Raw genomic sequence first — 23008 nt, forward strand, 5'->3', positions numbered from 1 at the left:
GCAAAGGGGGAGGAGGGTGAAAGTGGGATTCATGGGAACCTGTCGAGTGATCAATGGAAAAGGCAAGTTCACGCCAGCCCCCGGATAAAGTGGCTGGGATGAATGCCGAGCATAGGCCGGCTACATGAAGGTTGCCTGAGTTTTATGTCACTATTATCAATTTGGCATGCCGCTGTCTGCAGGCGTCTCCAGCAAACCCGCCAGTTGGGCCCGCATGTCGGCGGACATGCATCGCAGCAATTCGCCGCGCCGGCGCGCATCGGCCCGTTTCTTTGACGGCACGTCGGCCAAGTCCTGCACCCGGTAGTGCGCGCAGGGCAGGTGATAATTACCGTCTTGCATGCGCAAGGCGTGCAATTCCTGCCACGCCAGGTCGTAATCGGCGGCAATATGGCGCCGGCGCCGCGCATTCAGGGCGATGCGGTTGTCATTACTGATCAAAAACAGGTTATTGCAGGCAAAAAAATCGCCGAAATCGCGCAGGGCCGTCACCATCAGGTTTTTCGGGCGACAACCGTGCAGCGCCCGCGTGGCTTCCTTGACCGCCAGCTTGCCCGCCTCGGAGCGCAAGCCTTGCAGTGCGCCCAGCTGCAAGGACACCCCATCGGCGCGGGGCAGGAACAAAAAGCTGGCCAGGTACAGGGCCTGGCCATCGCGCGTCAGATGCAGGCACAATTCGCCTTCGCGATAGCTGTCGTGGATGGCCGTCAGTTGCAAGCGGTACAGGGCCCCATCCTTGCCTTCGAACGCGGCCAGCACCACGGGCTGGCGCGCTGCCCGCTCGACCAGCGCCCGGGCGCCTAGCTGCCACAGGAAACGGTAGTGCCCTTCCAGCAAGGCCAGGCGATCCGTGCAACCGAGCTGACGTGACGCGTAAGGGCGGTAAATCTTGAAGCGCAGGCAGGGATGCAGCTGGGCCAGCGAGCGCATGCCAGGCAGGCTGTCCAGGAAGGCTAGCCAGCGCGTGCGCTGGCGGGGAAAGAAGAGGGCGCCCAGCGCCGCTTTCAGCCGGTGTCCGCTGGCCGGATGTGGCGGCACGGTGCTGCGGTGGTGCAGGGGTAAAGCGATGTCATTCATGATTCAGCCGGTGATGGCAGGCGCTGCACAGTGAGAGCCTTGCCATTCTGAATGCTACGCGGGCCAGGTGAAGTTCATATTAAGAAGCGGTTCCCATGTACATTTAGAGGATGGCAACTAAACATTTGCCTTCTACTAATATGGGCCGCTATGCTCGCGGCACCTCCACCCAATGACTGATACCGCCCATGATGCATCGCCATTTGCTTGTCCTATCCATGCTGGTCGCCGCGCTGGGCGCCCAGGCGCAAGACCGCACGTCCGATCCCCTGGGGCCACTGGCGCAATGCATCAACCGCAGCGAGTTCCAGTTCAGGCAGCAGGACCGCTTGCCAGCGCACGTGACGACACGCAGCGTCAAGCTGACGACGGGAGAGGGCCAGGTCTCGGTGGCCGACGGCTATCGGCTGATGTTGTTTCACAAGGGCAGCTTGCCCTTCGTGAATCTGAAAATCGAACGCAGCGCCGAAGGCAGGTTTGCCGCCGACCGCGACACCATCGTGGCGCAAATGCAGCAAATGTCATCCAACAGCAAGCCGCCACAGCTGGTGCCGCTGGAAACGGACACGCGCCAGGGCGTGGAAGTGCTGGGATTGAACAATCCGAAGATCACGCAATCGTCCGGCGTGATTAGTGTATACACCTTGCTGCAGCCAGCCAGCGGGACGGTCGCCACCGCCTATCTGCTCAATCAGCCGGCAGACAAGCGCGAATTCGCGACCGATGCGCAGTACCATGCCTTGCGCGACCGGTTCCTTGCCGCACTGCTCAGTTGCATGGCCGATACGGCGCAGTAAGGCAGGCAGACATTGACACCCATGCCAGCCATGCTGCGGCGCTCAAGGCGCGGATACGCGCCGCCGTGGCATTGAATCTGGCGCCCTAAGCAAAGCGAACGAACACGTGAGACATTATCTGTATATCTGGCACGATCCGACCGAGCGCATGATTGTCGCTTCCGGCATCGAATTCAAGGATTTTTTACCCGCCCTCGGCAAGGCTGGCGGCATCGTGCTGCGCAAGGGCAGCGCCGGGACGGCCAGCAAACCCGCTGCCTACCAGTTGCTTGCACGGCAACAAGTGCCGGCCCTCGCGCAGGAAGATATCTACGCCTGGGGCAGCCACGCGTGGGCCGATTGGCAGGAGGATTCCCAGGGCAGTGCGCCGGCTCTCCTTGATGCTGACGTTGCTGCGATGCTCGACCACCGTGGTGTACGCACGCCGCCTGCCGCCTCGCGCAGCCGCTTTCTCGCCTTTGCCCACGATGATGGCTGGTATTTGAAACTGATGTATGCCGCATGGGACGACGTGGCGGCTCTGCTCGCCAGCGCCATCCCGCCTGCCTTGGGCGCGCTCGATAGCGATGCGTTGCAACGGGGCGGCGACGGCTACTGGCTGCAAGGCGGCAAGGTTGACCTGGAATTGAAAACCCACGATATCGACAGCGTGCTGAACCGCCGCCTGTAGCCCATGAAAACGCCACAGGAAAAGAAGCACATCAGCGACGCCAAAGATCGCCGCAACACCTATGGCGAAAACAGTAAATCCTATCGAGTAGTCCCAGTTCGGAAAATACTTGTCGCAAGCCAATAATTATTGGCCATATGCGCTTGCCCATCCGCATGCAGGCAAAGCACCGTGCAGAGAGCGATGTGGTGTGCCCGGCCATCCAGCCGTTCGCACTTGTCCAGGCTATCGCTTGCTGACGACCAGGCCGCCTGCATGTCCCGTAGCAACGGCGCCAGGCTAGTCCGCCCAGCGGGGGAAGTTCTCCCATTGTTCACCGGCCAGCGCCAGTGGCGGTGCGCCGATGGGCGTCAGGTTGCAATGTTGCGCATACTCGTCCCCGTCGTGCCCCTCGTCCCTCTCGGCCGTCATGCGACCGGGGAAATAATGGCGCAGACCTTGAGCGCTGGTCATGCCCGTCCCCGTGCCATCGTAGAAAGCTACCCCAGGCAGACAGATTCAAACATCGCGCCGCTCCTTGCGATCGAGTTGCAGCGCCAGACGCGCGGCCATGCCGGCATTGTCGCGCTGCAAGGCGTCGCGTTCCAGCGCCAGCGCCTCGGCGCGCTGCTGCGCCGCCTGGGTATATTCCGCCTGCATGTCGAGCTGGCGGTCTTGCGCGGCCAGCGCCACCTTGGCATCGTTCAGCGCCTGCAAGGCCGTGTCCAGTTTGGCCAGCAGGGCGTCGGCGGACGCGGCTGCCTGCAGGTATTGAAATTCGAACTGATCGCGCTCGGGGCGCACGGTGGCCAGTGTTTCGCGGTCGACGGCCGCTTCGCTGGCAAGGCGCGCTTGCTCCGCCTGCAACTGCGCCAGGCGAATGTCTTGCTGCATCAGGGTCGCTTGCTGACCCTGCACGCGTTGCTGTAGCTGCGCATTGTCCTGTTCCAGCCGGCTTACACGCTGCTGCGCCTGCGCGCGTTCCTCGCTGCGCTGGGTGGCCGCCGCTTCCTGGTAATGGTCGAACTGCGAGCGCACCTGCGCCAATTGGCGGTTGAGGCCTGCGATTTCCTCGCCGCGGTCGGCCAGGCGCTGCGTCAAGCCCGCATTATCGCTGTGCAAGGTCGCCAGGGTCACGGCACGGAAGTGGTGCTCTTCCTTCAGTTGCGCCAGCGCGTGCTGCGTGGCGCGCAATTCCTGGGTGAGGGCGGCGCGCGCCTCCGTCAATTTGATTCGTTCGCTTTCCGTCTTCTTCAGTTTTTCCAGCGCCGCATCGAGCTCGGCGCGGTGTTGCTGCATGCCCGTTTCCAGCTGCTGCGCCACGTCGCGCTGCTGCTTCTCGTACACGCCGCGCATCGCCTCCATCAGTTCGGCCGGCAGACCTGACTCCGTTTTCACGGCGCCCGCGCCCTGGAATTCTTCCTTCCAGCGCTTGAGCAGCGGGGCGATGGTGCTCTTGCTGCCCGTGCTGCCCAGCGCCTCGCGCACGCTGTCCACCGTGGGATTACGCCCATCGGCAGTGACGATTTGAGCTGCTTTAATAACATCAGAGTACAGAATGCCGGCGCGGGCCATGAAATCACCTATGAGCTGAATTTAGTAACGTATTACATGATACGTAATATGAGATAATATTACGATAGAAATTTCAACTATTTCTTAAAAATATAAGCTGCGATAAGATTGCTTATCGCGTGTTATGGGGGTGGTTTGCATGCTATTCTGTGACCCTCTCAGTACACAACCGCGATTTCGCTGCCGCCATGCCCGATTTCCCCCTGTCTAAACGTCGCGCCGCCATGCCGAAAAATGCCGCCATTGCTACCTTGCCATTACATGGAGCCGTGATCGATGCCGAGCTGGCCGCGCGCCATCAGGCTTTCCTGGCCGCCGCGACGTCCGATAACACGCGCCGCGCCTACCGTTCCGCCATCCGCCACTTCCAGACCTGGGGAGGGGCGCTGCCGGCCGACGAGTCGAGTGTCATCCGCTACCTGATGGCGCATGCGGACAGCCTGAACGCGCGCACCCTGGCTCTGCGCCTGACGGCACTGTCGCAATGGCATGTGTACCAGGGCTTTGCCGATCTCGCGTCCACGCCCACCGTGCGCAAGACCCTGGCCGGCATCGCCCGCCTGCACGGCAAACCGAAAAAGAAGGCCAAGGCCCTGCCTTTGGAAGACCTGGAAGTGATCGTCGCCAAACTGGCCGCGCAGGGCGGCGTCAAGGCCTTGCGCGACAGCGCCTTGTTGCAACTGGGATTTTTTGGTGGTTTTCGCCGCAGCGAACTGGCGGGATTGACACTGGAAGACGTGAGCTGGGAGCCGCAGGGCATGCTCATCACCTTGCCCCGTTCGAAAACCGACCAACTGGGCGAGGGTATCGTCAAGGCGATCCCCTTCGGCGATGGCGTCTGTTGTCCGGCCACGGCACTGCGCGCCTGGCTGGCCGCCGCGCACATCCGTTCCGGGCCACTGCTGCGCCCCGTCAACCAGTGGGGCCATGTGAGCGTGAAGGCGCTGCACGCGAGCAGCATCAATACGATCTTGGCAAGCTGCGCCAAACTGGCGCAACTTGATTACGTGCCGGAATTATCGAGCCACAGCCTGCGCCGTGGCATGGCCACCAGCGCCCACCGGGCGGGTGCCGATTTCCAGGCCATCAAGCGCCAGGGCGGCTGGCGCCACGACGGCACCGTGCATGGCTATATAGAAGAGGCGGGCCGCTTCGAGGAAAATGCGGCCGGCAGCCTATTGAAGGCGAAGAAAAAGCCGGCAGCCTGAGAGCGCTCCACAACACCTTGCAGCATGCCGTCTGCACGAGTGAAAGGAGCGCCTGAGGATGACAGGGCGACCGGTTTCGCGCCGAATCACGACTCGACGTCGCATATACGGTCGCGTCCCGCCGATTTGGCCTGATACAGGCGGCGGTCTATCCTGTCGAGAAAAACATCGGGGTCAATCTGGGCGCTGGGCAAGATCGTGCCTACGCCCATGCTGACAGTGACCAAGCGGCCAACGCCGGAACTTGCATGTGCGATTTCCTTGCGCGCCAGCAGCTTGCGACAGCGCTCGGCCACGTTGCGGGCAGCTCCCTCGTTCGTGGCTGGCAGCAGCAGCACAAATTCCTCGCCCCCCAGGCGGGCGCATAGGTCGCGTGAACGTGACGCGCCCTCATCCATTGCCTGGGCCACGCGACGCAAACAGTCGTCACCTTGCATGTGGCCATAATGATCGTTGTACTGTTTGAAATAATCTATGTCGATCACAATCAGGGACAGCGGTTCGCCAGTAGCGCGCGCCTTGGCCCATTCGATCGGGTACAGGGTGTCGAACATGCGGCGGTTTGCGACGCCTGTCAGGCTGTCGCGGTAGGTGAGAACTTCCAGTTCGCGCTGCAGCTGGAGGATCTTGTCCTCGGCCTGCTTGCGCTGGGTAATATCGAACATGAAGCCGACAAGCGAGTCGACGCTGCCGTCCTGGCGACGCACCACGTGCACCACGTCGCGTATCCAAACCTGCTCGCCGTCGGACCTCAGCGCCCGATAGTCGGCTTCGTGATCGACGCCCATTTGCGACTGTGCGACACAAAAATCGACCGTCTTCTTGCGATCCTCCTCATGGATGCGTTCGGCCCAGTCGTTGACGGAAAGCCAACTTGACTGTTTCCAGCCGAGCAACTCCTCAATCTGGGGGCCAATGTAAGTGAAGCGCATCGTGGCCCAGTCGATCCGCCACGGAATTGCGCGGGTCGATTCCAGCAATGTTCGATACACACCTGCATCGTCGCAGGCAACGTTGGCAACATCGAGAGTAGGAGCGGACATAGTTATGAATGTGAGGAGGAAAGCATCGTGCAGTGGATAAACTTCATACGGGAAAGGCTATCTATCATGCCCAGTAGAGCAGGAATATGCGCTCAGTGTATACCCGCGCCCCAGCACCAGTACAGCACAATGTGCCCCAGTGACAGTGCACCTCCGTTCACACCGTTGCACCGCTGTTTGATCATGTCGCGTCGTCCTTGGGCGCCCAGCCGGCCGGCAAGACCGTGTGCGTGGCATCATCTCCAAGCGTGCAATGGCGGTGCGGCGGGACGAAGACGGGACCATGCTGGCAGATGCAGACACTGTGGACGACGCGCCAGAAAACCAGCCTGCCGCCATCGCGCAGCGCACGGCGGACGCGATCCGTGAAGCACTGGAAGGCGCCGGGGCCGTCGCGCCGGAGTTTGCCTACATCGGCCAGCGCCCCATGCCCTTTGACGGCGTGCCCGTCACCGGCTACTTGCCAAATGTGAAGGGCGTGTACGTATGCGCCATGCATCCTGGCGTGGTGCTGGCGGCCATCGTGGGCCAGCTGGCCAGCGGCGAGATCGTCGACGGCTTGCCGGCGTCAGCCCTGGAGGCTTGCCGGCCCGCGCATCTCACAGTGCAGGCGTTGCTGCTAATGCCATGGCGCGCTGTTCGATTGGATTCAATTGTCAGTACAATCATGCACAGCACGTGCCATTGTTGCTGCGCATCGATGTCGCGGCACGCACCTTTAAAGGGGGCTGTGGCTGTATTTATGTGTGTTCGCGTACATTCCAACGTCCGCTAGTTGCGTAAGTTCATTCCCAAGGGATTAGCAGGCAGGCGATGGCGCTGCCAATTTGCGCACGCCATGCATCACGACGAGAAGGACATGCCATGTGAAGTATTTTCCTTCGCCCCCTGCTGCTGCAGCTGCGGAAAACCATTTGCCTCTCCATTGACGTCATTTAAAGTGGAAAATGACAAAGATGAACTGAGGACCACCCACCGAACCGCCCATTTGTGACCAGTCAACGGAATTGTATGCTCGATATTGTCGCGATCTGTCTTGTTACGACCGCATTGCTCAGCTATGTAAACCATCGCTGGATTCGCCTGCCTATCACCATCGGCGTGATGGTCATCGCGATGTCACTGTCGCTTGCCATTGTCTTACTCGACTCGCTGGGGCTGTCCTCGGCGATCCACGACCAGGAACTGACGTTTTTGCGTTCGCTCGATTTTTCCGAGTTGCTGATGCAGGCCATGCTGTCATTCCTGCTGTTTGCTGGCGCCTTGCATATCAAGCTCGCGTCACTGCGCCGCTATCAATGGCAGATCGGCACCTTGGCGGTGGCTGGCACGATCTTGTCGACTGCCGCAGTCGGGTTTGGAATGTGGCTGGTGCTGCCGCTCTTGGGCGTTCAGCTGCCCTTGCTGTATTGCCTCTTGTTCGGCGCCTTGATTTCACCCACCGATCCCATCGCCGTGATGGGCATATTGAAATCGGCGCAGGCGCCGAAAGATCTCGAACTCGTCATTGCTGGCGAATCCTTATTTAACGACGGTGTTGGTGTCGTCCTGTTTTCACTATTCATGGGCATGCTCGCCTCGGGCGGTACGCCAACGCTGGGCACGGCTTTTTCCTTATTGATGCGCGAGGCAGGCGGCGGACTCCTGCTCGGCGCGATATTGGGCTATCTGACCTATTTGATGCTTAAAAACATAGATCAGTACCATGTCGAAGTCTTGCTGACGCTGGCGGCAGTCACGGGTGGCTACTCTCTGGCCAACCGTCTGCATGTGTCGGGACCGCTGGCCATGGTGGTCGCAGGATTAGTGATCGGCAACTGCGGGCGCAACTACGCCATGTCCGACACGACCCGTCGCTACGTCGATATGTTCTGGGAATTGCTCGATGAAATTCTCAACGCGGTACTGTTCGTATTGCTCGGAATGGAAGTGGTCATGATCACCTTCACGCTGCCACTGCTTCTGGCCGGCGCCGTGGCTATCGTGGTCACCCTCGTGGCCCGTGCCACAACCGTTGGTTTGCCTGTTGCTGCTGCTGCACGCTGGTTCGGCTTGCCCGGGGGGGCGGCGCTAGTGCTGGTATGGGGCGGCCTGCGAGGCGCGATCTCGGTGGCGCTGGCACTCTCGCTTCCACCGGGACCGGAGCGCGATATTGTTTTAACGCTCACATATTGCGTTGTTGTTTTCTCTATCCTGGGGCAGGGCTTGAGCCTTGGAAAGGTCGTGGGCGTCGTTGTCGCAAAGGAGTAATCGCCGCTGCGGGAAAGCGCCGGTGATTCGTTTGCTCGCAGAATTGAGCCACGCTGTCTGGCCCGCTTGCCACTGCCTGCCCCTGAGGTCGACAGCGTGTGCAATTCATTGCGTCACCCACTGGCGCTCTGCAACACCAATCAGTCGCCTCCTGGTTCGCTGCGGAGCGCCCAGGCCTTTTTTCCGAGCGTGATCCACGAAGCTGCCTCAGCCAGTGCTTTTTCCGTGTATTGCAAATACTAAATTAAGCGTTTGATTTCTTTAGGACGCTAGCAAGCAGTGTTTTCATGAAACTTTACAGCAAGATGTGCGCCGGGCGCACCGAGCGCAGCATCGCCGCGAACTCGCGCAACGTGGAGGTACTGCTAGCCTCGGCCGTCCTCAGCCAGGCCGTCAGGTCGAGCACAAGTTGTTCACTGGACGCGTTCGATGGCGTCCACAGTTGGCGCAGTTGTTCGCGCATACCGACCAGTTCGGCAAGGGCCTCGCTTTGTGCGACGGCGCTCGATACCTGCGCGCGAACGCCACTGGGAATATGTCCCGCGTCGCGGTGTAGCCAACGGCGCGCGCTGCGCAGGTTCGCAAGTTCGGCGACCGCGTGCCCCTGTGCGCGCATCTGCACCCCTTCGGCAAGGGCCACGCGGCGCACACGCCTAGCATAGTTCGCCATGAACTCGTATCGCTGAGCTTCTTGGCGTGGATCGATAGCCGTCGCACGGGCAGACGTTACAGCGCCGGCACGGACGCCCGGAATGGCTCAGTGTATGGCGATGTTGCTCGTTTGGCAGGCAAGAGGCAAACATACCTTGAAGAGGTCTTGTGAGGGGAGGGCTAAGACAAGGGCTTGATGAAGTCGATGCGCTCACTGGCCGGGTCGCCGAAGTGCTCGACGGCGCGTATCCGATAGCCATTGCGGATCAGCAAGCGCAGCATGGCCGGATACCGGTTCATCGATTTTACAGTGACGGCCGCAAAACCTTGTTCTTTGGCCCACGCTTCCTGTGCTGCCAGCAGGCGCTGCGCCAGCCCCGCCTTGCGGTATGCGGGCAGCACACCACCGAGCCAGCTATATAAAGAGCCATCCCCGGCACGATACCCGAGCTTGAAGCCCACGGCTTGGCCGTTTGCTTCCGCGATGAGCACCAGTGCGTCGGCGGGCAGCCGCTCCTGCAACTGCGCCAGACTGCGTCGCTGGTCGAACTCGGGGATGGCCTGCAGCACCTGCCAGGCTTCCTCCATGTTACCAATGCGTATCATGCAGCCGCCGGCTCCCGGGGCCGGATGATCATGCAGGTGGCCGTCGCATGCGCGTACACTTTGCCGGCTTCGTCGCGGATCGTGCCTTCGGAAATGACCAGGTTGCGGCCCGCGTTGATGACCTTGCCTTCCGCAAATACCGTCACGTTGAAGGGCAGGGGGCGGCACATCTTGATGTTCAAGTCCGTGGTGCCGTAGCTTTCGCCGGCTGGCAAGACCGTGTGCGTGGCACAGCCGGTGACCGTGTCGAGTACGGTGGCGGCGAAACCGCCATGCACGCCACCCATGGGGTTCGTATGGTTTTCATTTGCCGTGGCCGTGAAGATGACTCTGCCGTGCTCGATCGTGTGGGCCGCCATGGGCATGGTCTTGGAAATACCGGGCTGGGGAAACAGGCCTTGCGCGAAAGCTTGCATCAGTTGCAAACCGCTCATGTCGTTGGGGTGCATGTTAACTCCTGTGGGGTGATGCTTAGGTTAAACGAGGTTAAACGTCTTGCTGGAAACGCAGGCGCGAGGCATGCAGCAGGAAGCGGGCGACGATGGCCAGCTCTTCCTCGCTGAAACCTTGCTTGAGCTGTTCATTCAGGCTGTCGAGCAGGGGCAGGGCGGCGGCCAGCACTTCACCGCCCTTGGGTGACATGTGCAAGGTGCCGGCGCGCGCGTCAAACGCCGACTGTCCGCGCACGATGAGGCCGTTTTCTTCCATGCGCGCCACCAGGCCCGTCACGGCCGAGTTTTTCAATTGCAATGCGCGACCCAGATCCTTGAGTTGGCAGCCTTCCTCGCCCTTCAGGGCAAACAGGGCGACCACTTGCGTGCCGGAAAAGCCCAGTTCGCTGGTGAATACGGCATCGGCCGAGCGAAACAGGTTCTGGCGCGCCAGGTTGAGTAAATTAAACAAGCGCGGCGAGCGTTCGCCCAGCGGGCAGGCGGCTGCGGTGTCGGGGATATCTGGTGGGGGCAAGGTATTGGTACGCATACGAAGTATACTACTACGTATGCGTAATAAATCAAGTGGGTATATTTAATCGCGCTGGTGCCGCCCCACGTAGCGTGCTCGCGGCCGTATCAGGGCCGCACTCGCCGCTTGTTCGGCGGCATGCGCGATCCAGCCGGCCGAGCGGGCCAGGGCAAACACGGCCATGCCCGCGCCCTCGGGCCAATCAAACGCCAGTTCCATGGCCGCCAGCGCCAGGTCGGCGTTCGGTTTGCTATCAAGCAGTTCGCCTGCGGCCGTGCACAAAGCCAGGATGGCGACCAGTGGCGGCCGACCGGGCGCCAGCGTCGACAAGGTACCCAGCAAATACGCCGCGCGCGGGTCGCCCAACGGATACAGCGGGTGGCCAAAGCCGGCAAACTCCGGCGCGATGGTCTTGTAGTAGTTCGCAATGCTATCCCTGGCGTCTGGCGCGGCCAGCGCCTGCGCCAACATGCGACGGGCCGCAGCGCTGCCGCCGCCATGTTTGTTGCCGGACAGGGCAGCCAATCCCGCGCCCAGCGATGCTGGCAGGCTGGCGCCCGTCGAAGCGACGCAGCGCACGGCAAAGGTCGAGGCATTCAGCTCATGGTCGGCCAGCAACACCAGCGCGGCGCGGATCAATTGCGTCTGGTCCGCGTCCGCTTGCCATGCCTGGGCCAGTTGCCGGTGCAGTGGCAGCGTGGACGGCGCCGTCTGCAGCAGGGCGGCGGCCAGGAGACGCATCACGGCGTGGCCGCCCTGCAGCATGCTTGCAGGCACATTCGCTGGCGCGGACGCCAGCATGGCCATGGCGAACGTGGCGCGCGCCAGCGGCGTGGCACCGGGCGCGCTGGACAACGCTTGCGGCAGGCAAGGCGCGTCTTGCTGAAAATAGTCGCTTGCCCCATCGTCCCACAACAGGCTGGCGGCAGCTTCCAGGGTCGCATGCCGGGCCAGTGCTGTTGCGTCATAGCCCCGGTACAGCAAGCGTCCGCCAGCAATATGCGAAATTTGCGTTTCCAGCACGGGCAAGCCCCAATGCATGGCGGCCACTGCCGCCTGGCCGCCCCGCTTGGCGTCATGCTTGCGCGCCGCCAGTCGCAGCACCTCTTCCTGCGGATAGCGTTTGCGTCGCGACACTCCATTGCGGACGGAGGCAAGCAAGCCCCGGCTCACATAGGAATACAGGGTGAGCAGGCTGACGCCCAGGAGGCGCGCCGCGTCTTGAGCGGACAGATCGTTGTTCATGGCGGCCATTGTAGCGTTTGTATCTTCATGTTGATTGATGGAATCAAGATTGACGGGCGGGGCGGCGTGTCACTAGACTCATGCCTTTCCAGGAGTCTCCATGAGTACATTGAGCATACGCACCCTGCGACCGGACGACGCCGCGCCGCTGCTGGCATTCGAGCAAGCCAACCGGGCCTGGTTCGAGCGCCATATCGACCGGCGCCCGGACGATTTTTACAGTGTTGACGGCGTCCAGGCGCACGTCGCGCATTTGATGGCCGAGCATGCGCAGGGACGCATGCATCCTTGCGTCATCGTCGACGAAGAAGGTGAGCTGATCGGGCGCGCCAACCTCAAGGACATCGACCTGCAGCAAGGCGTGGCCGAAGTCGGCTACCGCATCGGCGAGCAGCAGGCAGGCAAGGGCCTGGCCACGGCCGCGCTGCACCACCTGATCGCACTGGCGCGGGACGAGTGGCGGCTGACCAGCCTGTGCGCCCACGCCATCGATGGCAATACAGCGTCGATCCGCGTGCTGCAGCGTTGCGGTTTCGTGCAGGGAATGGCCGTGCCCGATATCGCCATCGTGGAAGGCAAGGCTGTCGATGGTCATGCCTACGCGCTGGAACTGCGGGCGGCTGGACAGGGCAGGCAGCTATGAGTCGTGTCGCCCCCCAACGCATCGTCGTCATCGGCGCCGGCATCGTCGGCGCGTCGCTCGCGTATCACCTGGCAGCCAAGGGTGCGCAAGTCACCGTGGTGGAGGCGGGCGGCATCGCTTCCGGCGTGACGGGCACCTCGTTTGCGTGGATTAACACGTCTTGCGCTGGGACAGACCCGATTGCGGCGCTGCGCGGCGCCGCCATCGCCGCCTGGCGACGGCTGGAAGTGCAAGTACCCGGTTTGACGGTGCGCTGGCATGGCGCCTTGTCGTATGGCACGCAGGATGGGCGCGTGTCACCCTCGTGCATATTGATTGAGCGCGCCCGCATTTCCCAGCTTGAACCGCATCTGCGGCAGCCGCCACAACAGGCCATCCACGAGCCGCAGCAGGGCGCCCTAGACGCGGTAGCCGCGACGCATGCCTTGCTGACAGCGGCCCGGGCGCTGGGTGCGACCGTCCGCACGCACACGCCCGTGCTGGGTTTTATCGTCCAGGACGGGCGGGTGACGGGCGTGGAAACGGCCACGGGCGTTCTCGAGGCGGACGTGATCGTGCTGGCGGCAGGCACGGGTACTGCCGCGCTGGCGCAGAAACTGGGCGCCAGCCTGCCGATTCATGCCTCGCCCGCCATCTTCCTGCGCTACCAGGCACCGCGCGGCCTCGTGCGCGGCATCATTTCCAGCCATGCGATGGAAGTGCGGCAGGACGAAGACGGGACCCTGCTGGCGGCCGAAGACTATGTAGACGACGCGCCAGAAAACCAGCCTGCCGCCATCGCGCAGCGCACGGCCAGCGCGATCCGGGAAGAACTTGCGGGTGCCGAGGCCCTCGCGCCGGCATTCGCCTGCATCGGCCTGCGCCCCATGCCCTTTGACGGCGTGCCCATCATCGGCTACCTGCCAACTGTGAAGGGCGTGTACGTATGCGCCATGCACCCGGGCGTGGTGCTGGCCGCCATCGTGGGCCAGCTCGCCAGCGAAGAAATCGTCGATGGACAGCCGGCGTCAGCCCTGGAGGCTTGCCGGACCGCGCGTTTCCTGGCGTGATGATGCCGCGCTGATTTCTACGGCACAGGCACTACAAACACGGGCGGGATGAACGGCGTAGGCTCCTGCTCATCGCCTTCCTCCGACGGGGCCTGCCTAAAATCATCGTTGTGCCAGTCCCCGTTCACCACCCGGTCGACAATCAGCGCCAAATCTTGCGTTTCGCGTACCTCGCGGCCAAACGGCAAGCGCCCATGCGAGCGCGACACCAGGCTGTAGCGCAACTGGCGCACTTGCGCATCGTGCCAGCAATAGAACAGCATGTCCTCGCCTTTGAGCGCGCTGCGGCGGGCCGCGATCACCTGGCCGATGAACTCAACGATATCGGCCGCATGGATCTGCGGCGTTTCCTCCTCCGTGGGCGAAAAGCTCCACATATTGGTGACGGCTTCGTGATTGATGTGGTCGGGATTAATCTCCACGGCATCGTCTTTTGCCATGGTGAGCCAGTTGTTGACGACGATAGACTGAATCATATAAAGCTTTCAATGCCTGTTATTCAATGCCGATAGTTCAATGCAGCTTAATAAGGTGAGGCCAGCATGGCCCCTATCGGCTTAGCTGCCTGGCGGCACTTGACCGGGCTGCCCATGCCGACGCATCCATTCAGCGGCGACATCGCCCATGGTTTTAGCGCTACCATCGCGTATCCAGGCCATGAAATCACGGTCAAGCTTGAACTGAGGGCCGCAATGAGCAAGCAGGAAGCGCCTGACGTTTTGTGTGTTGCTGTACTTGGCATCAACAACCGTTTGCCGGGTGATGACACCGCCATGCCAATTGAAAACCATAATTCCCTTACCCCCTCGGCCCATCGAGCAACAACTCCGCCAAGCGCGTCGTCAGCCACAAACTCGTCTCGCTCAGCTTCTTGCCATGAATCGACAGCCGCCGCACGGGCAGGCGCGACAAAGCCAGCGCAGGACAGGGTACTTCCTGCAAATAGCCCTTGTAGTTGTCGTAATTGGCAATGTTCAGCGGAAGAATCGCCCAGCCCAGCTCATCGGCGACCATTTCCGCGATGCTGTAAAAACTGTCGGAAAACCAGACGGCGGGGCTGAAGGCGTGTTCGCGGTTCAGCTCGGAATCCATGATCAACTGGCGGTAGCGGGTCAACTCATTGCGGCTCACTTCCTGGCCGTGCGCCATAGCGTGGCCTTTCGCCACGAACACGCCTTGCGCCACGCTGCCGATGTGCTGCTGTTCCAGCACGGGCGAGATGGGGCCGCGGTCGAAGTGAAAAGCCACGTCGGCCTGCTGCTGCTCCACGTATTGCGCCACTTCCGAGGCCGTGGCGTTGAGCATGACCAGTTCCAGGGCCGGGTAGCGTGCCGCCAGCTCCTTCACCAGCGTGCTGATGGCCAAATAGGGCAGGGCTTCGTCCAGCGCCAGGGTTAGCCGGGCTTCGGGCGCCTCGCTCAGCAGTTGGGCGCGCAGCTGCAAGCGCTCGGCCTGGCGCAGCAGTTCGCACGCTTCCAGGTGCATCACCTTGCCCGCTTCCGTCAGCACGGCGCTGCGGCGCGAGCGGTCGAACAGTTCCACGCCGAATTCCGCTTCCAGCAGCCCGATCGAGGTGCTGACCACCGATTGCGCGCGGCCCAGCCGGCGCGCCGCGCCCGAGAAAGAACCGGCCGCGACGGCCGCTTCAAAGTAGCGCATTTGTTCCAAAGTCCAGTGCATGGCATCAATCTATCTGTTTTACAGATGGATTTTAACTTGAATGCCATTCAGGGGCGACATAAAATTGATCTACATTTTCAATAACATGAGATCCGCCATGAAAAACGCCCAAGCCAATTCCCCCGCCATCCACTTCAACTGGTGTCACGACGCCACCGCCGAAGATACGCTGTGCAAGCTGTATCTGGATAACGTCAGCGCCGACTATATCTCCCATTCGGAGCTGCAGGGCGAGCGCGCTGACGCACCCGGCAACTGGCGCGCGGACTTGCCTGAAGTGATACGCGGCGAAATCCGCGCCGCCCTGTCGCATGACTGGGCGCATGGCGATTCGACCCTGCTGGCCGTCGCCACGTCGGGCGAGGCCATCGTCGGCATGGCACTGGTTTCCATCGACACGCGCCAGCGCGCCTCGAAATCGTTCGCTGCGTTGGACGACCTGGTCTTGTTGCCTTCCATGCGCGGTAGCGGCATCGGCAGCCAGTTGGTGGAGTGGGTAGCCGACGAGCTGCGCGGCCACGGCATCGCCCGCTTATTCCTCGAATGCGGCGCGCACAACCTGACGGCGCAGACGTTCTTCCAAGGGCGCGGCTTCAAGCAAGTGTCCGTCGTCATGCTGCGCGAACTCGACGCTGCCACAGCGAGCGCTGCGGTGGATGACAAGGATGGCGACCGTGGCTGACGCCCGCCGCCCCCGACAAGGCCAGGCCCGTGGCAGCCTGGAACGTAAATATTTGCGCAGCACCCGCTTTATCCACACCGATAGTTGTTAAAAGTTACACTAAAATCCATGAGTTGTTTATGCATCCAATGAAAAAATGGCTGACGCTGGCCATCGTCTCCAGCGCCTTGTTCCTCATCGTGGTCGACATGACCGTGCTCTACACCGCCTTGCCCGCGCTGACGCGCGACTTGCAGGCCACTTCCTCGCAAAAGCTGTGGATCATCAACGTCTACGCGCTGGTCGTCTCCGGCTTGCTGCCCGGCCTCGGCACCCTCGGTGACCGTTTGAGCCACAAACCCGTTTTCCTTGCCGGCCTGGCCGTGTTCGGCATCGCCTCGCTGTGCGCCGCGTTTTCGCCCGCGCCGGAATGGCTGATTTTTGCACGCGTGCTGCTGGCCATCGGCGCCGCCTTGATGATGCCTGCCACCCTGTCCATCATCCGCCTGACCTTCACGGACAACCGCGAGCGCTCGTTCGCCATCGGCGTGTGGGCGGCGATTGCCTCGGGTGGCGCCGCGTTCGGCCCCGTGCTCGGTGGTTTCCTGATGGAACATTACTGGTGGGGTTCCGTCTTCCTGATCAACGTGCCCATCGTGCTGCTGACTTTGGTGCTGGCCGCCGTCGTCCTGCCGAAACGGGCCGGTAACCGCGACAAGCCGTGGGATTTGGCCGGTTCCTTGCAAATCATGATGGGCCTGCTTGGCGGCGTGTATGCGATCAAGGAGCTGGGCAAGGCGCAGCCCTCGTATGCGCTGGCCGCCGCTTCGTTCGCCGTGGGCGCCTTCTTCATGCTCAAATTCGTGCGCCGCCAGAAGCGGCAAGCCAAGCCGCTGATCGACTTCGCCCTGTTCCGCGAACTGCCGTTTTCCAGCGCCGTGGCCGCCGCCATGGTGGCCTCGGCCGCCCTGATCGGCATGGAACTGGCGCTGAGCCAGCACATGCAACTGGTGCGTGAATTGTCTCCGCTGGAAGCGGGCTTGCTGCTGTTGCCGCTGCCGCTGGCGTCCGTCTTTGCCGGCCCGCTGACGGGTTTCATGCTGCCGCGCGCCGACAAGGCCAAGGTACTGTGGGGTTCGCTGCTGCTGTCCGGCATCGGCATGGCGTCGTATCTGGTGCTGCATGACGCCGCCGTTTCGGCCCAAGTGGCCAGCCTGGTGATCCTGGGCCTGGGCCTGGGCGCCGTCATGACGGCCGCATCGAGCGCCGTGATGCTCAACGTGGCGCCCCAGCAAGCCGGCATGGCCGCCTCGATCGAGGAAGTGTCGTATGAACTGGGCGCCGTCATCGGCGTGACGGTGCTGGGCACTATTTTGTCGGCCGTCTACAGCGCTACGCTGGTGATCCCGGAAAGCGCGGGCCTGCTGCCAAATGCCCATGACACGCTCGATGCGGCGCTGCTGGCCGCCGAGCAATTGCCAGCCGAACTGGGCTTGCAAGTGTCGGAACTGGCCCGCTCGGCCTTCGACAAGGCATTTGTTGTCGTGCTGGCCACGGCGTCGGGCATTTTGATGGTCTCGGCCATGGCGATTCGCCACCTGCATTTGCGGGCGCGCCGCACGGCTTGCACGCTCAACGCTTGAACAACGGCGCCACCTTGTCGCGCAAGACCGTCCATTGGGCATCGAGCACGGCCTGGTTGGGGTCGTGTCCGGCGCGTTTGACCAGCGTAAAATCCTTGGCCGGCGCGCTGATGCTGTCAAAGTAACGACGCGCGATGGCGGGCGAGGTCAGCAGGTCCGCTTCGCCCATGATGAAGAAGACGGGCAGCTCAAAGCGCGTGCCCAGCGCGGGCAGGTCGACCCTGGCGAACATGCCGTCGCCGCGCATGCCGATGAACTGGATATACGAGTAATCGTCGGCCGCCTCGGCATCGGCCAGCGCTTGCGGCGTGGCGTAGAACGGCGCCGGCTGCCACCAGTGTTTTGGCGGCGCATCCGTTGCCAGGGCTTCATATTTTCGGTCGTAGCGGCGCAAGATGCCGAAGTTGCGCGGGTCCGTCCATGGTGGTGCACCGAGCGCCGCCAGCTTGTCCACGGTGGTGGTATCGCCGGCCGCTTGCGCCAACGCAAGCACTTCCCGGTACATGCCGGTCTCATTGTCCCGCGCATTGACCACCTGCGCCGTGCCGATATATGCGTGAAACAGGTCGGGGCGCGCCTTGGCCATGTGCACGCCCAAGATCGATCCCCAGGAACTGCCCATCAAAATGACCTTCCGCTGACCCAGATGCTGTTCAATATAGCGGGCCACGGCGATGCCGTCGTCGCGCATCTGTTCCACCGTCAAGGGAACCTCTTCCGTTGGCCGCTGTTTCGCATACGTCATGCCGGCGCCGCGCTGGTCCCATTGCACCAGCGTGTAGTGGCGTTCCCAGCCCGCATAGATGGCGTCAGCATACGGACTGAGCGCATTGCCTGGCCCGCCATGGATGAAGAGGATCACAGGATTGCCGCAGGCGGCGCCCGTGACCGTGATCCATTGCCCGATGCCGTTGATGGGCACGTAGCCTTGCTCACGAATCGGCTGTGCGGGCGAGGGGCAGATGCTGTCGGCGAGGGCGGCGGGTTCGGCGTGCAAGCTGGTACTGGACAGCAGCAGGGCGGACAGCAGGGCCAGGCGGAAGGTGCGTTTCATCGGCTATTGTGGGGCTGTTGTGAAGAGCCCCAAAGTAGCGTTTTTTACCACACTTGTCCAGATGGAAATATTTTTCCAGCAAGTTTAAGGGCGCTTGCCATGACGCAGTAAGCGCAGGCCGTTGGCCACCAACAGCAGGCTGGCGCCCACGTCCGCGAAGACGGCCATCCACAGGGTGGCCATGCCGGCCAGGGCCAGGCCGAAGAAGACGGCCTTGATGCCGATGGCAAAGCTGATGTCCGCCTGCGTCAGGGCCGGGCGTCGTTGACGCCGTCGCCCAGCATTGCCACCACGCCGAACTGCTGCTGCAAGGCCTTGATTTCATCGAGCTTGTTTTCCGGCAGCAGTTCCGCCTTGACCAGGCTCACGCCAACTACTTCGCGAATTCGCTGCGCCGTCAAGAGCTTATCTCCCGTCAGCATCACGGTGGCCACGTCCAGGGCATTCAATTTGGCGATGGCGGCGGCCGCCGTCGGTCGCAGCACGTCGGCCACGGCAATCACGCCCGGCGCACCGGCTGGCGTGACCAGCACCATGGCCGTGTAGGCTTGCTGTTCCAACCGCGCCAGGATGGCTTGCCATTCCGGCGACAAGAGATTCAATTCAGTCATCAGGCGCGCATTACCCAGATAATAGGTCTGGCCAGCGATCGTGCCTTGCACGCCTCGCCGATGCAGGGCGGCAAACTGATCGGCCACTATCCGCCGCCTGCATCTGCGGGCGCGCCGCCAAAGGCCTGCTCAATCACAAGAGCCACAGCAAGCGCACGATCCTCGCGCCAAGGACCGGCAATGACCTGAACACCGATCGGCAAACCATTGCTTGACTTGGTAACAGGGATAGCTACCACCGGATAACCGGTCAGGCTGTACGGAGCAGTGAAGATGACACTCCCTTCATCCTCGCCAGTGAAGGCGGCGGTACGTTCAGCAATCGGACAAATAATAATATCGACGTCATTCATGAACCTCAGCAGGGAGCGTCGATACTTGTCCCACGCGAAAAGATGCTGCTCTACCCGGTCCGCGCTAAGCGTCGACACCATGGAGTTGACCTGCCACTCATCCCATGATCCCGATTCAGGACGTGCCCAGTAATCGCGGGTAATCGCCATTGCTTCGATTGATAGAGGCGGCGCCATTTCCTGAACCCGGCAACCGGATTTCTCCAGTAGTTTCGCAACATTTTGCACTGCTTGCACGATCTCTTGAGCAACGGGAGCGACGTTGAGCGCCTCATCAACCGAGGTATAAAATGCCACCCTCAACCCACGAATGGCCACGTCCATCGGTGAACTTAACGGCACCGGCATCACGCTTGGATCGACGCCATCCTCGCCGGCCATTATGTTCAGCGCCAAGCACAAATCCTGGACATTTCTGGCCATTGGACCGATAACTGTTCTCGGATCGCCCAAGGGGTTGATCTGAGGAAAGTGCCCGGTCAGTGGCACTCTTCCTGAAGTCGGCTTTAACCCGGCAATGCCACAATAGCCCGCGGGTTGGCGTATGGAACCGCCCGAATCGCTTCCAATACCAAGCGGGCTGGCGTAAGCAGCAATGAGGGCAGCTTCTCCGCTGCTGGAACCACCCGGGCTGGCGCCAACGTGATGGGGATTGCATACTCGGCCATACATCTCACTCTCAACCAATACTGCACTTTTCGCCAGAACAATTCCACCGGCTTGCCTCAATCGTCTCACCACCGTCGCATCCTGCGCAGGGACCCGTTCAGCATACTTGATGTCTGCCCCGGCACAGGGTATCCCCGCGACATCGATCCAGTCCTTCACCGTAAAAGGCACACCATGCAATTTCCCTTTGATTTTCCCGCCAGCAAGCTGCTGATCGAGTACGCGAGCCTCTTTCAATGCTCCTTCCCAGTTAACGAAGGCGGCCGCATTGAGCGATGGCTGGAGTTGCACCATTTTTTCCAAATGGGCATACACTACTTGTTCGGACGTTAGTTCTTGGCGCGCGATCAGTGTCGATAGCTCGGATGCTGTTTTTTTAAGGATTGATTGATCAGACATTCTTTAATTGTCAAAAATTCACTGTAGTGCCTGAAGAATGCGGTAAGCCGCTTCCACTCGCACGGGATTAGGATAACTTTTGTTCGCCAGCATCACGATGCCGATCTTCTTTTCAGGAATGAAGGCCACATAGCTGCCAAACCCGCCGGTTGAACCGGTTTTATGTACCCAAGTGGCGAGTGACACTGGCGCTGGCGGTGTAATTTCCGTGGCGCTCAGCGGCGCCAGTGCGACTTTATTATCGCTACCGCGGACCAAGGTTTTTGCTTGCGTCGGCCAGTCCAGTATTTCCCAGCCCAGACCCTGGTACATATTACCCACATGCCAGTAGCGTGACTGAGCAAGCATCATTCCCTTTTGCAGCGAGGTTTCACTTACTTCAGATGGCGTCATGTTTAGCTGCACCCAGCTTGCCATATCCTCGATCGACGATTTCACGCCGTAGGCTTCCGCATCCAGCATGCCCGGAGAAACGTGAACAGCTTTCCCATCGCGATAGCCCCAGGCATAGTGCTTTTCTTCCTGCTGCGGAACGTGTATCCAGGTATGCTTTAATTTCAAGGGCTGGAACACGCGTTTGAGCATTGCCTGCTCAAAGGTCATGCCTGACGGCTTGACAGCCAGCATGCCGAACAAGCCAATACTGGTGTTCGCATAGAGCCGCTTTACGCCAGGTGGCCACTGCGGCTGCCAGGCTTGATAATAATTCTGCAGCGACGCTTCATCGCTAACCTCATCGGGAAACTGCAGCGGCAAGCCACCGGCAGTATAAGTTGCCAGATGCTGCAAACTGATCTTTTCCCATTGTTTGCCCGACAGTGCTGGCCAGTATTTGCTCGCCGGATCGCTAAGGCTGATTTCGCCACGGGCAACGGCATCACCACCTAATACACCAGTGAACGTTTTACTGACCGACCCGAGCTCGAACAATGTCTGTTGCGTGACGGGCTGCTTGCTTGCGATATCTGCCATCCCCCACGTGAAGTAGTGAGGCTGTCCATGATAAATCACTGCCACCGCCATGCCCGGAACGGCCTGCTCTTTCATAAATGGCATAACAGTGCGATTGACAAGCTCGGCTATCTGTTTTTCCGTTTGTGGTGCCGCATACGCGGAACCTGACATGGCAAGCAGAACTGCACAGGAAAGGGCGGTTTTCATCTTGGCTATTTTCCTTAATGAAGAAGTGAGAAGGGCGGCTGTAGTATGTGCGCTCGACAGGCAAGCCACGTAAATGACATCGGCGGCCCTGGCGGGGCTAAAGTATAGCCGCCAAGCCAGCGTTCCTCCCACACCTGTCCAGATGGGAATATTTTTCCAGCAAGTTTAAGGGCGCTTGCCATGATGCAGCAAGCGCAGGCCGTTGGCCACCACCAGCAGGCTGGCGCCCACGTCCGCGAAGACGGCCATCCACAGGGTGGCCATGCCAGCCAGGGCCAGGCCGAAGAAGACGGCCTTGATGCCGATGGCAAAGCTGATGTTTTGCACGAGAATACTGCGCGTGCGCTGGCTCAGGCTGATGAATTCGGGCAATTTTCCCAGCTCATCGTCCATCAGGGCCACGTCGGCCGTTTCGATGGCCGTGTCGCTGCCAGCGGCGCCCATGGCAAAGCCGATGTCCGCCTGCGCCAGGGCCGGGGCGTCGTTGACGCCATCGCCCAGCATGGCCACCACGCCAAACTGCTGTTGCAAGGCCTTGATTTCATCGAGTTTGTTTTCTGGCAGCAATTCCGCCTTGACCAGGCTCACGCCCACCTCGGCCCCGATGCGCTGCGCCGTCAACAGGTTGTCTCCTGTCAGCATCACGGTGGTCACGCCCAGGGCATTCAATTTGGCGATGGCGGCCGCCGCCGTCGGGCGCAGCACGTCGGCCACGGCAATCACGCCCAACGCACCGACTGGCGTGGCCAGCACCATCGCCGTGTAGGCTTGCTGCTCCAGCCGCGCCAGGATGGCTTGCAGTTCCGGCGACAGGACATTCAATTCCGTCATCAGGCGGGCATTGCCCAAATAGTATGTCTGGCCAGCGATATCGCCTTGCACGCCGCGCCCATGCAGGGCGGCAAACTGGTTGACGGGCAAGTGGCGGTCGGCGGGCGGGCCCGCCTTGACGATGGCGGCGGCCAAGGGGGGGGCAGAATTGGCGTCCAGGCTGGCGGCCAGCAGCAATATGGCGTCGCGG

Annotated in this window: 26 protein-coding genes; 9 read left to right on the forward strand and 17 right to left on the reverse strand. The window is 61.4% G+C overall.

The window, feature by feature from the left end:
* Positions 1–156: 156 nt before the first annotated feature.
* Positions 157–1077: a DUF535 family protein gene (locus K0F85_RS22860; RefSeq protein ID WP_219118222.1), complete on the reverse strand. Its 921-nt coding sequence runs from the start codon at positions 1075–1077 to the stop codon at positions 157–159.
* 188 nt (positions 1078–1265) lie between these two features.
* Here K0F85_RS22860 and K0F85_RS22865 point away from each other — a divergent pair, with 188 nt between their 5' ends.
* Positions 1266–1874: a hypothetical protein gene (locus tag K0F85_RS22865; RefSeq protein ID WP_219118223.1), complete on the forward strand. Its 609-nt coding sequence runs from the start codon at positions 1266–1268 to the stop codon at positions 1872–1874.
* Positions 1875–1980: 106 nt separating this feature from the next.
* Complete coding sequence (locus K0F85_RS22870; protein ID WP_219118224.1) at positions 1981–2544, forward strand: hypothetical protein; 564 nt, start codon at positions 1981–1983, stop codon at positions 2542–2544.
* Positions 2545–2823: 279 nt separating this feature from the next.
* Here the strand turns inward: K0F85_RS22870 and K0F85_RS22875 are convergent, their stop codons facing one another.
* Together K0F85_RS22875 and K0F85_RS22880 are read right to left on the reverse strand one after the other, a co-directional pair.
* Positions 2824–2997 carry a hypothetical protein gene (locus tag K0F85_RS22875; RefSeq protein WP_219118225.1) on the reverse strand — a complete coding sequence of 58 codons (174 nt, stop codon included), beginning with the start codon at positions 2995–2997 and terminating at the stop codon, positions 2824–2826.
* A 45-nt stretch (positions 2998–3042) separates the two neighbouring features.
* On the reverse strand, positions 3043–4098 hold the full coding sequence (locus K0F85_RS22880; RefSeq protein ID WP_219118226.1) for a DNA-binding protein: 1056 nt from the start codon (positions 4096–4098) through the stop codon (positions 3043–3045).
* Between the two features lie 149 nt (positions 4099–4247).
* On the opposite strand from K0F85_RS22880, the gene K0F85_RS22885 reads away from it, so the two are divergent.
* Positions 4248–5306, forward strand: a complete 1059-nt coding sequence (locus K0F85_RS22885) for a tyrosine-type recombinase/integrase (RefSeq protein ID WP_257572988.1) — start codon at positions 4248–4250, stop codon at positions 5304–5306.
* An 86-nt stretch (positions 5307–5392) separates the two neighbouring features.
* Here K0F85_RS22885 and K0F85_RS22890 read toward each other — a convergent pair whose 3' ends face one another.
* Entirely contained in the window at positions 5393–6349 is a 957-nt protein-coding gene (locus K0F85_RS22890) for a sensor domain-containing diguanylate cyclase (RefSeq protein WP_219118227.1), read from the reverse strand.
* Between the two features lie 226 nt (positions 6350–6575).
* On the opposite strand from K0F85_RS22890, the gene K0F85_RS22895 reads away from it, so the two are divergent.
* Together K0F85_RS22895 and K0F85_RS22900 are read left to right on the forward strand one after the other, a co-directional pair.
* Positions 6576–7124, forward strand: a complete 549-nt coding sequence (locus K0F85_RS22895; RefSeq protein WP_219118228.1) for an FAD-dependent oxidoreductase — start codon at positions 6576–6578, stop codon at positions 7122–7124.
* 236 nt (positions 7125–7360) lie between these two features.
* The gene (locus tag K0F85_RS22900; RefSeq protein WP_219118229.1) at positions 7361–8599 is read left to right on the forward strand and encodes a sodium:proton antiporter; all 1239 of its coding nucleotides are present in this window, start codon (positions 7361–7363) and stop codon (positions 8597–8599) included.
* Between the two features lie 295 nt (positions 8600–8894).
* Here the strand turns inward: K0F85_RS22900 and K0F85_RS22905 are convergent, their stop codons facing one another.
* The 5 genes from K0F85_RS22905 to K0F85_RS22925 all read right to left on the reverse strand — a co-directional run bounded on the left by K0F85_RS22905 (position 8895) and on the right by K0F85_RS22925 (position 12064).
* The gene (locus K0F85_RS22905) at positions 8895–9239 is read right to left on the reverse strand and encodes a transposase (protein ID WP_219118230.1); all 345 of its coding nucleotides are present in this window, start codon (positions 9237–9239) and stop codon (positions 8895–8897) included.
* Positions 9240–9430: 191 nt separating this feature from the next.
* Positions 9431–9856, reverse strand: a complete 426-nt coding sequence (locus tag K0F85_RS22910; RefSeq protein WP_219118231.1) for a GNAT family N-acetyltransferase — start codon at positions 9854–9856, stop codon at positions 9431–9433.
* Positions 9853–10305 carry a PaaI family thioesterase gene (locus tag K0F85_RS22915; RefSeq protein ID WP_219118232.1) on the reverse strand — a complete coding sequence of 151 codons (453 nt, stop codon included), beginning with the start codon at positions 10303–10305 and terminating at the stop codon, positions 9853–9855. The genes K0F85_RS22910 and K0F85_RS22915 overlap by 4 nt, the downstream gene beginning before the upstream one ends.
* Positions 10306–10342: 37 nt before the next feature.
* Positions 10343–10837, reverse strand: a complete 495-nt coding sequence (locus tag K0F85_RS22920) for a MarR family winged helix-turn-helix transcriptional regulator (RefSeq protein WP_219118233.1) — start codon at positions 10835–10837, stop codon at positions 10343–10345.
* A gap of 45 nt (positions 10838–10882) precedes the next feature.
* Complete coding sequence (locus K0F85_RS22925) at positions 10883–12064, reverse strand: citrate synthase family protein (RefSeq protein WP_219118234.1); 1182 nt, start codon at positions 12062–12064, stop codon at positions 10883–10885.
* A 100-nt stretch (positions 12065–12164) separates the two neighbouring features.
* Here K0F85_RS22925 and K0F85_RS22930 point away from each other — a divergent pair, with 100 nt between their 5' ends.
* Entirely contained in the window at positions 12165–12707 is a 543-nt protein-coding gene (locus K0F85_RS22930; protein ID WP_219118235.1) for a GNAT family N-acetyltransferase, read from the forward strand.
* Positions 12704–13756, forward strand: coding sequence for an FAD-binding oxidoreductase (locus tag K0F85_RS22935; protein WP_219118236.1), 1053 nt, complete (start codon positions 12704–12706; stop codon positions 13754–13756). The genes K0F85_RS22930 and K0F85_RS22935 overlap by 4 nt, the downstream gene beginning before the upstream one ends.
* Positions 13757–13773: 17 nt before the next feature.
* Here the strand turns inward: K0F85_RS22935 and K0F85_RS22940 are convergent, their stop codons facing one another.
* From K0F85_RS22940 to K0F85_RS22950, 3 genes are all read right to left on the reverse strand, one after another.
* Positions 13774–14232 carry a hypothetical protein gene (locus K0F85_RS22940; protein ID WP_257572990.1) on the reverse strand — a complete coding sequence of 153 codons (459 nt, stop codon included), beginning with the start codon at positions 14230–14232 and terminating at the stop codon, positions 13774–13776.
* Positions 14233–14313: 81 nt separating this feature from the next.
* Positions 14314–14547 carry a DUF6434 domain-containing protein gene (locus tag K0F85_RS22945; RefSeq protein ID WP_219118237.1) on the reverse strand — a complete coding sequence of 78 codons (234 nt, stop codon included), beginning with the start codon at positions 14545–14547 and terminating at the stop codon, positions 14314–14316.
* A 7-nt stretch (positions 14548–14554) separates the two neighbouring features.
* Complete coding sequence (locus K0F85_RS22950) at positions 14555–15436, reverse strand: LysR family transcriptional regulator (RefSeq protein WP_219118238.1); 882 nt, start codon at positions 15434–15436, stop codon at positions 14555–14557.
* A gap of 97 nt (positions 15437–15533) precedes the next feature.
* Between K0F85_RS22950 and K0F85_RS22955 the strand changes: the two genes are divergently transcribed.
* Complete coding sequence (locus tag K0F85_RS22955; protein ID WP_219118239.1) at positions 15534–16118, forward strand: GNAT family N-acetyltransferase; 585 nt, start codon at positions 15534–15536, stop codon at positions 16116–16118.
* Between the two features lie 128 nt (positions 16119–16246).
* Positions 16247–17740 carry an MFS transporter gene (locus K0F85_RS22960; protein WP_306985745.1) on the forward strand — a complete coding sequence of 498 codons (1494 nt, stop codon included), beginning with the start codon at positions 16247–16249 and terminating at the stop codon, positions 17738–17740.
* Here the strand turns inward: K0F85_RS22960 and K0F85_RS22965 are convergent.
* The 5 genes from K0F85_RS22965 to K0F85_RS22985 form a co-directional block, all read right to left on the reverse strand.
* Complete coding sequence (locus K0F85_RS22965) at positions 17730–18794, reverse strand: alpha/beta fold hydrolase (RefSeq protein ID WP_219118241.1); 1065 nt, start codon at positions 18792–18794, stop codon at positions 17730–17732. The genes K0F85_RS22960 and K0F85_RS22965 overlap by 11 nt on opposite strands.
* Before the next feature lie 248 nt (positions 18795–19042).
* A complete protein-coding gene (locus tag K0F85_RS22970) occupies positions 19043–19456 on the reverse strand; it encodes an HAD-IC family P-type ATPase (RefSeq protein WP_257572991.1) in 414 nt (137 codons plus the stop codon).
* Positions 19457–19491: 35 nt separating this feature from the next.
* Positions 19492–20826: an amidase gene (locus K0F85_RS22975; protein WP_219118243.1), complete on the reverse strand. Its 1335-nt coding sequence runs from the start codon at positions 20824–20826 to the stop codon at positions 19492–19494.
* 18 nt (positions 20827–20844) lie between these two features.
* Complete coding sequence (gene ampC, locus K0F85_RS22980; protein ID WP_219118244.1) at positions 20845–21987, reverse strand: CMY2/MIR/ACT/EC family class C beta-lactamase; 1143 nt, start codon at positions 21985–21987, stop codon at positions 20845–20847.
* 165 nt (positions 21988–22152) lie between these two features.
* On the reverse strand, positions 22153–23008 hold an 856-nt coding region (locus K0F85_RS22985; protein ID WP_219118245.1), incomplete at its 5' end, for an HAD-IC family P-type ATPase.

Origin of the sequence: Janthinobacterium sp. UMAB-56 (genome assembly GCF_900095265.1) — a bacterium.
Lineage (GTDB): Bacteria > Pseudomonadota > Gammaproteobacteria > Burkholderiales > Burkholderiaceae_D > Janthinobacterium.

Bases quoted from the DNA above. Each gene is read 5' to 3' on its own strand.
- K0F85_RS22930 (WP_219118235.1), top strand. From the start codon at position 12,165: ATGAGTACATTGAGCATACGCACCCTGCGACCGGACGACGCCGCGCCG.
- K0F85_RS22900 (WP_219118229.1), top strand. From the start codon at position 7,361: ATGCTCGATATTGTCGCGATCTGTCTTGTTACGACCGCATTGCTCAGC.
- K0F85_RS22960 (WP_306985745.1), top strand. From the start codon at position 16,247: ATGAAAAAATGGCTGACGCTGGCCATCGTCTCCAGCGCCTTGTTCCTC.
- ampC (WP_219118244.1), bottom strand. From the start codon at position 21,987: ATGAAAACCGCCCTTTCCTGTGCAGTTCTGCTTGCCATGTCAGGTTCC.
- K0F85_RS22935 (WP_219118236.1), top strand. From the start codon at position 12,704: ATGAGTCGTGTCGCCCCCCAACGCATCGTCGTCATCGGCGCCGGCATC.
- K0F85_RS22920 (WP_219118233.1), bottom strand. From the start codon at position 10,837: ATGCGTACCAATACCTTGCCCCCACCAGATATCCCCGACACCGCAGCC.
- K0F85_RS22875 (WP_219118225.1), bottom strand. From the start codon at position 2,997: ATGACCAGCGCTCAAGGTCTGCGCCATTATTTCCCCGGTCGCATGACG.
- K0F85_RS22955 (WP_219118239.1), top strand. From the start codon at position 15,534: ATGAAAAACGCCCAAGCCAATTCCCCCGCCATCCACTTCAACTGGTGT.
- K0F85_RS22975 (WP_219118243.1), bottom strand. From the start codon at position 20,826: ATGTCTGATCAATCAATCCTTAAAAAAACAGCATCCGAGCTATCGACA.
- K0F85_RS22890 (WP_219118227.1), bottom strand. From the start codon at position 6,349: ATGTCCGCTCCTACTCTCGATGTTGCCAACGTTGCCTGCGACGATGCA.
- K0F85_RS22950 (WP_219118238.1), bottom strand. From the start codon at position 15,436: ATGCACTGGACTTTGGAACAAATGCGCTACTTTGAAGCGGCCGTCGCG.
- K0F85_RS22925 (WP_219118234.1), bottom strand. From the start codon at position 12,064: ATGAACAACGATCTGTCCGCTCAAGACGCGGCGCGCCTCCTGGGCGTC.
- K0F85_RS22860 (WP_219118222.1), bottom strand. From the start codon at position 1,077: ATGAATGACATCGCTTTACCCCTGCACCACCGCAGCACCGTGCCGCCA.
- K0F85_RS22865 (WP_219118223.1), top strand. From the start codon at position 1,266: ATGATGCATCGCCATTTGCTTGTCCTATCCATGCTGGTCGCCGCGCTG.
- K0F85_RS22945 (WP_219118237.1), bottom strand. From the start codon at position 14,547: ATGGTTTTCAATTGGCATGGCGGTGTCATCACCCGGCAAACGGTTGTT.
- K0F85_RS22910 (WP_219118231.1), bottom strand. From the start codon at position 9,856: ATGATACGCATTGGTAACATGGAGGAAGCCTGGCAGGTGCTGCAGGCC.
- K0F85_RS22880 (WP_219118226.1), bottom strand. From the start codon at position 4,098: ATGGCCCGCGCCGGCATTCTGTACTCTGATGTTATTAAAGCAGCTCAA.
- K0F85_RS22940 (WP_257572990.1), bottom strand. From the start codon at position 14,232: ATGATTCAGTCTATCGTCGTCAACAACTGGCTCACCATGGCAAAAGAC.
- K0F85_RS22915 (WP_219118232.1), bottom strand. From the start codon at position 10,305: ATGCACCCCAACGACATGAGCGGTTTGCAACTGATGCAAGCTTTCGCG.
- K0F85_RS22965 (WP_219118241.1), bottom strand. From the start codon at position 18,794: ATGAAACGCACCTTCCGCCTGGCCCTGCTGTCCGCCCTGCTGCTGTCC.